Annotated in this window: 4 protein-coding genes and 2 pseudogenes; all 6 read right to left on the bottom strand. The window is 61.8% G+C overall.

The window, feature by feature from the left end:
- Window positions 1-292: pseudogene (locus AAAB16_RS25285) on the bottom strand (histidine kinase); the annotation flags it as partial.
- 89 nt (window positions 293-381) lie between these two features.
- Window positions 382-2457, bottom strand: a complete 2076-nt coding sequence (gene recG, locus AAAB16_RS25280) for an ATP-dependent DNA helicase RecG (protein ID WP_340665835.1) — start codon at window positions 2455-2457, stop codon at window positions 382-384.
- A gap of 12 nt (window positions 2458-2469) precedes the next feature.
- The gene (locus AAAB16_RS25275; protein ID WP_110615407.1) at window positions 2470-3396 is read right to left on the bottom strand and encodes a hydrogen peroxide-inducible genes activator; all 927 of its coding nucleotides are present in this window, start codon (window positions 3394-3396) and stop codon (window positions 2470-2472) included.
- Between the two features lie 128 nt (window positions 3397-3524).
- The gene (locus AAAB16_RS25270; protein WP_340665834.1) at window positions 3525-4253 is read right to left on the bottom strand and encodes an energy transducer TonB; all 729 of its coding nucleotides are present in this window, start codon (window positions 4251-4253) and stop codon (window positions 3525-3527) included.
- The gene (gene exbD / locus AAAB16_RS25265) at window positions 4250-4675 is read right to left on the bottom strand and encodes a TonB system transport protein ExbD (RefSeq protein ID WP_340665833.1); all 426 of its coding nucleotides are present in this window, start codon (window positions 4673-4675) and stop codon (window positions 4250-4252) included. Before exbD ends, AAAB16_RS25270 begins: the two co-directional genes overlap by 4 nt.
- Before the next feature lies 1 nt (window position 4676).
- Window positions 4677-4856, bottom strand: a pseudogene (locus AAAB16_RS25260) (tonB-system energizer ExbB); the annotation flags it as partial.

Here is a 4856-nt window from a genome sequence, read left to right as displayed (position 1 = left end):
GGGTTAGGTTGTGCTTGGCGAGCATGCGCTCTTGGCGCTCAGGTTTGACCGCAGCGAGTTTGCGCCCAGTCAATTCGGCGAGGCGATTGAGGTCGAGCAATTGGCTTTGCGGGTAGAGCACCAGGAGGGCGCCGATGGCGTCGTCCAGCAAAACGGCTTGCACGCGTTGGGCGAGGGCCAGTTTCGGTTGCTCATAACAAACCTGATACGGAACGCCCAGTTTCTCTAGCAGCTGCAGAATAACCGCCGGCGGTTGCGCCGAGGTATCGGTGGCGAGGGCTACTTCCGTCATAAGCGTGCATCCGGTGCGTTAGGTTGGCCCGAGTATAACCAGCCAAGATTCTGACTGACCGGTCACCCGACAGGCGTTTGTGAGTTGTATCACACTTGTCCGTATTGTTGCCCATGACGCAGCCAGCGCTCTAGCAATGGGCTGACATGTTGGGGCCAACGTGCCAATAACTCTTGTGCCGCATCGCGTACGGCGGGCAGCAGATCGGCATCGCGCATCAGGTCGGCGACTTTAAATTGCAGCAGGCCGGTTTGCCTTGTGCCGAGCATTTCGCCAGGGCCGCGCAGTTCCAAGTCCTTTTCCGCAATCAAAAAACCGTCGCTGGTTTCGCGCATGATGCCCAGCCGCTCGCGGCCCAGTTGTGACAACGGCGGATGGTAGAGCAGCACGCAATGGCTGGCCGCGCTGCCCCGGCCGACGCGGCCGCGCAACTGGTGCAGTTGCGCCAGGCCCAGGCGCTCAGGGTTTTCGATAATCATCAGGCTGGAGTTGGGTACGTCAACGCCCACTTCAATCACCGTGGTCGCTACCAACAGCTGCAGCGCACCCTCTTTAAATTGCTGCATCACTGCAGCTTTTTCCGCCGGCTTCATGCGCCCATGAATCAGCCCGACATTTAGCCCGCCGAGGGCCGCCGACAGGTCTTCATAGGTGGTCTCGGCGGCCTGGCAGGTGAGCTCTTCGGACTCTTCAATCAGCGTGCACACCCAATAGGCCTGCCGCCCTTCATGGCACGCGGAACGCACCCGCTCGATCACTTCAAAGCGACGACTATCAGCGACCAACACGGTATTCACCGGGGTACGGCCAGGGGGCAGTTCGTCGAGGATCGAGGTGTCGAGGTCGGCATATGCACTCATGGCCAACGTGCGTGGAATCGGCGTGGCGGTCATGATCAGTTGGTGCGGGCACATGCGCCCGTCGACGCCTTTTTTGCGCAGGGCTAAACGCTGCTGCACGCCGAAGCGGTGTTGTTCGTCGATCACCACCAGGGCCAGGCGTTTGAACTGCACTTCGTCCTGGAACAGCGCGTGGGTGCCGACCACCATGGGCGCGCCAGCGGCAATCTGTTCCAGCGAGGCGGCGCGGGCTTTGCCTTTGAGCTTGCCGGCCAACCAGGCGACGTCGTAACCCAGCGGCGTCAGCCAGCGCTGGAAATTGATGAAGTGCTGCTCGGCAAGAATCTCCGTGGGCGCCATCAACGCCACTTGATAACCGGCTTCCAGCGCTTGTAATGCCGCCAGGGCGGCGACTACGGTTTTGCCCGCGCCTACATCGCCTTGCACCAGGCGCAGCATGGGTTCGCGTTGGCTGAGGTCGTAGGCGATTTCGGCGCCGACGCGCTGCTGTGCTCCGGTGGGGGCGAAGCCTAAGTTTTTCAGGAATTTGGCCGGCAGCTTTTTTGCCTGGGGCAGTTGCGGCGCCTCTTGCGCGCGCAGGCTTTCACGCAGACGTTGCAGTGACAGCTGATGGGTCAGCAGTTCTTCAAAGGCCAGGCGATGTTGGGCCCAGTGGCGGCCCTCGGCGAGCTCTTCAAGGTTGGCGTCGGCCGGTGGGCGGTGCAGGTAGCGGATGGCTTCGTCGAGCGGCCCGAGTTGATATTCCTCGGCCAGTTCGGCTGGCAACCAGTCCGGCAAGCTATGGGGACCAAGACGCGCCAGTGCCTGTTCGCTGAGTTGGCGTAGTCGCTGTTGGGTCAGGCCTTCGGTGGTCGGGTAGATCGGTGTCAGGGTTTGTTCGACGCCGGTGTCGCTTTCGGCGGTTAGGGCGCGGTATTCCGGATGGTAAATCTCCAGGCCGGAGGCACCGGGCCGGGCTTCGCCGTAGCAGCGCAATTGCGTGCCGCGCTTGAGGCCGTCTTTTTGCGCCTGGCTGAAATGGTAGAAGCGTAGGCTCAAGGTGCCGCTGCCGTCTTGCAGGCGCACCAGCAGGCTGCGGCGCTTGCCCATCAGCACATCGGCGCCGGCGACCACGCCTTCGACTACGGCGTCCTGGCCCGGGCGCAGGGCGCCGATGGGTACGACGCGGGTGCGGTCTTGGTAGCGCAGGGGCAGGTGAAAGAGCACGTCTTGCAGGTTTTCCAACCCCACGCGGGCGAGCTTTTCTTCCAGCGCGGCGCCCACGCCTTTCAGCGCGGTTACCGGCACCGCCGCCAACTCAGTCATGTGCGCGCCGCCTTAGGCAGTTTGCGACAGCGGACGAGCCACCGAGCACAGGCGAATCGAGTCGGCCAGTACGTCGATAGCCTTAGGACGCGGGAAGCTGGCGCGCCAGGCAATCGCCACCGTGCGGAACGGCACTGGCGGGGTCAGCGGGCGCACGTCGAATACACCGGGGGCATAGTGATGGCTGTCCACCGCCGAGAACGGCAGGATCGAGATGCCCATGCCGGAAGCAACCATATGGCGAATGGTTTCCAGCGAGCTGGATTCCACCGTGGTGTGCTTGGCGTGTTCGTCGCCGCCCTTGCGCAAGGTTGGGCAGGCTTCCAGCACTTGGTCGCGGAAGCAGTGGCCTTCACCGAGCAGCAGTAGGCTTTTGTCGTTAAGCAATTCGGCGTCGATGGTTTTCTTCGCGGTCCAGGCGTGGCCGGCTGGTAGCAATACGTAGAAGGGCTCGTCGTAGAGCACCTTGGTCAGTACGTCAGCTTCCTGGAACGGCAGGGCGATGATGATGGCGTCGAGCTCGCCATTGCGCAGTTTGTCGCGCAATACGTGGGTGAAGTTTTCTTCGATATACAGCGGCATCTGCGGTGCGACGCGGTGCAGTTGCGGAATCAGATGGGGGAACAGGTACGGGCCAACGGTGTAAATGGCGCCGACTTTCAGCGGCGCGGCCAGTTGGTTTTTCCCGGCCTGGGCCAGTTCGCGAATGCCCTGGGCTTGCTCGAGCACCTTCTGCGCCTGGGTGACGATGCCTTCACCGACCGGGGTCAGGCGCACGGCGCTTTTGCTGCGCTCGAAAATCAGCACGCCCAGTTCGTCTTCGAGTTTTTTAACACCAACCGAGAGGGTCGGTTGGCTGACATGGCAACGCTCGGCCGCACGCCCGAAATGCTGCTCTTGTGCCAGGGTGACGATGTAGCGCAGTTCGGTGAGGGTCATAGTGTTTTTCCATTGATTAGCGCTCAAGCATAGCGGTTGTATTCAATGGAACCAACCCGCGAACCCGGCTAAATGTGCTCGAATTTTCGCGCACGTCCGGGTCACGGGTCTTGATCTGACGTGCGCTGTTAGCGGCGATCCAGCGTGTAGTTGAACGGCGCGGTCACTTCTTTGCTGTTGCCGTTAAGGATTTCCTCTGGCGGCTTGGGCAGCGGTTGGGCGCGCTTGATCATGCTCAGGGTGGCGCGGTCCAACGCGGCATTGCCGGAAGAGCCTTCTAACGAAACGCTAAGTACCTTGCCATCGGCGTCCACAGTGAAGCGCACCCGCACGGTGCCTTCAGCGCCGCGACGGGATGCCTCGGCCGGGTAGCGTTTAAAACGGGCCAAGTGGGTGAGCAATTTGCTCTGCCAGGTGACCTGGGCCTGCGAAGGGGCACTGTTGACGCTCGGTTGCGGCGCCTGCGATGCGGCAGCCGGCGCCGGCGGCGCGGGTTCAGCGTCGGGCACGGTTTGCTCAACCGGCTTTTCTTCCGGTTTCGGTGGCTCGACCGGTTTTTCCTTCGGCTTGGGTTTTGGCTTGGGCTTGGGCTTTTCCAGCACGATCTTTGGCTTTGGTGCTTCCACCACTTCCGGAATCGGCTCAGGCTCAGGCGCGATCACCTGCGCTGGCGCGGGTGGTGGTGGCACCACTTCGGGCAGCGGTGGCAGCTCGATGATCATGGCCGGCGGCGGCAATTCCACCGCAACCGTTTCGGCATGCCAGTACAAGGCCCACAGGCCAATGCCTATATGCACGGCCAGCACCAACAGCCAACTGATCGTCCAACCAGAAGCTTTGCGCAGCGTAAGGGTCATTTCGGCCCGACCGCCTCAAGGCCAACCAGGCCCACTTTGAGGTAACCGGCAGCGCGCAGGCTGTTCATCGCTTCCATCAGGTCGGCATAGTCCACGCCCTTGTCGGCGCGGAAGAAGATCGTGGTGTCCTTCTTGCCTTTGGTCTGTTGGTCGAGCACCTGGCCGAGCTGATCCTTGGTGACCTGCTGATCGCCGATATAGAGGTTTTTGTCCTCTTTAACGGTCAGGTACACCGGTTTGTCCGGACGCGGTTGCGGTTCGGCGCTGGAGGCGGGCAGGTCGACTTTGATGTCCACTGTGGCCAGGGGGGCTGCGACCATAAAGATGATCAGCAGCACCAGCATGACGTCGATAAAAGGCGTTACGTTGATCTCGTGGGATTCAACCAGATCATCGCCGCCGTCGTTCAGGTGCAGGCCCATGTCAGCTCACTTTTACCGCGTGTGGCTGGCTGCGTTCAGCCGGCAAGTGGTCAAGGTCGCGGCTAACCAACAGCAGCACCTGGGCCGAAGCGTCCGCCACCTGGGCTTTGTAGCCAGTGATGGAGCGGGCGAAGACGTTGTAGATCACTACCGCCGGGATCGCTGCAACCAGGCCCATGGC

Source organism: Pseudomonas sp. (genome assembly GCF_037994325.1).
In the GTDB taxonomy this organism is placed as follows: Bacteria; Pseudomonadota; Gammaproteobacteria; order Pseudomonadales; family Pseudomonadaceae; genus Aquipseudomonas.
The sequence above is the reverse complement of the archived record's forward strand: the minus strand, read 5'-3'. Positions and strand labels throughout refer to the sequence as shown.

Coding starts and splice junctions, on each gene's coding strand:
- recG (WP_340665835.1), bottom strand. CDS start 2,457: ATGACTGAGTTGGCGGCGGTGCCGGTAACCGCGCTGAAAGGCGTGGGC.
- AAAB16_RS25275 (WP_110615407.1), bottom strand. CDS start 3,396: ATGACCCTCACCGAACTGCGCTACATCGTCACCCTGGCACAAGAGCAG.
- AAAB16_RS25270 (WP_340665834.1), bottom strand. CDS start 4,253: ATGACCCTTACGCTGCGCAAAGCTTCTGGTTGGACGATCAGTTGGCTG.
- exbD (WP_340665833.1), bottom strand. CDS start 4,675: ATGGGCCTGCACCTGAACGACGGCGGCGATGATCTGGTTGAATCCCAC.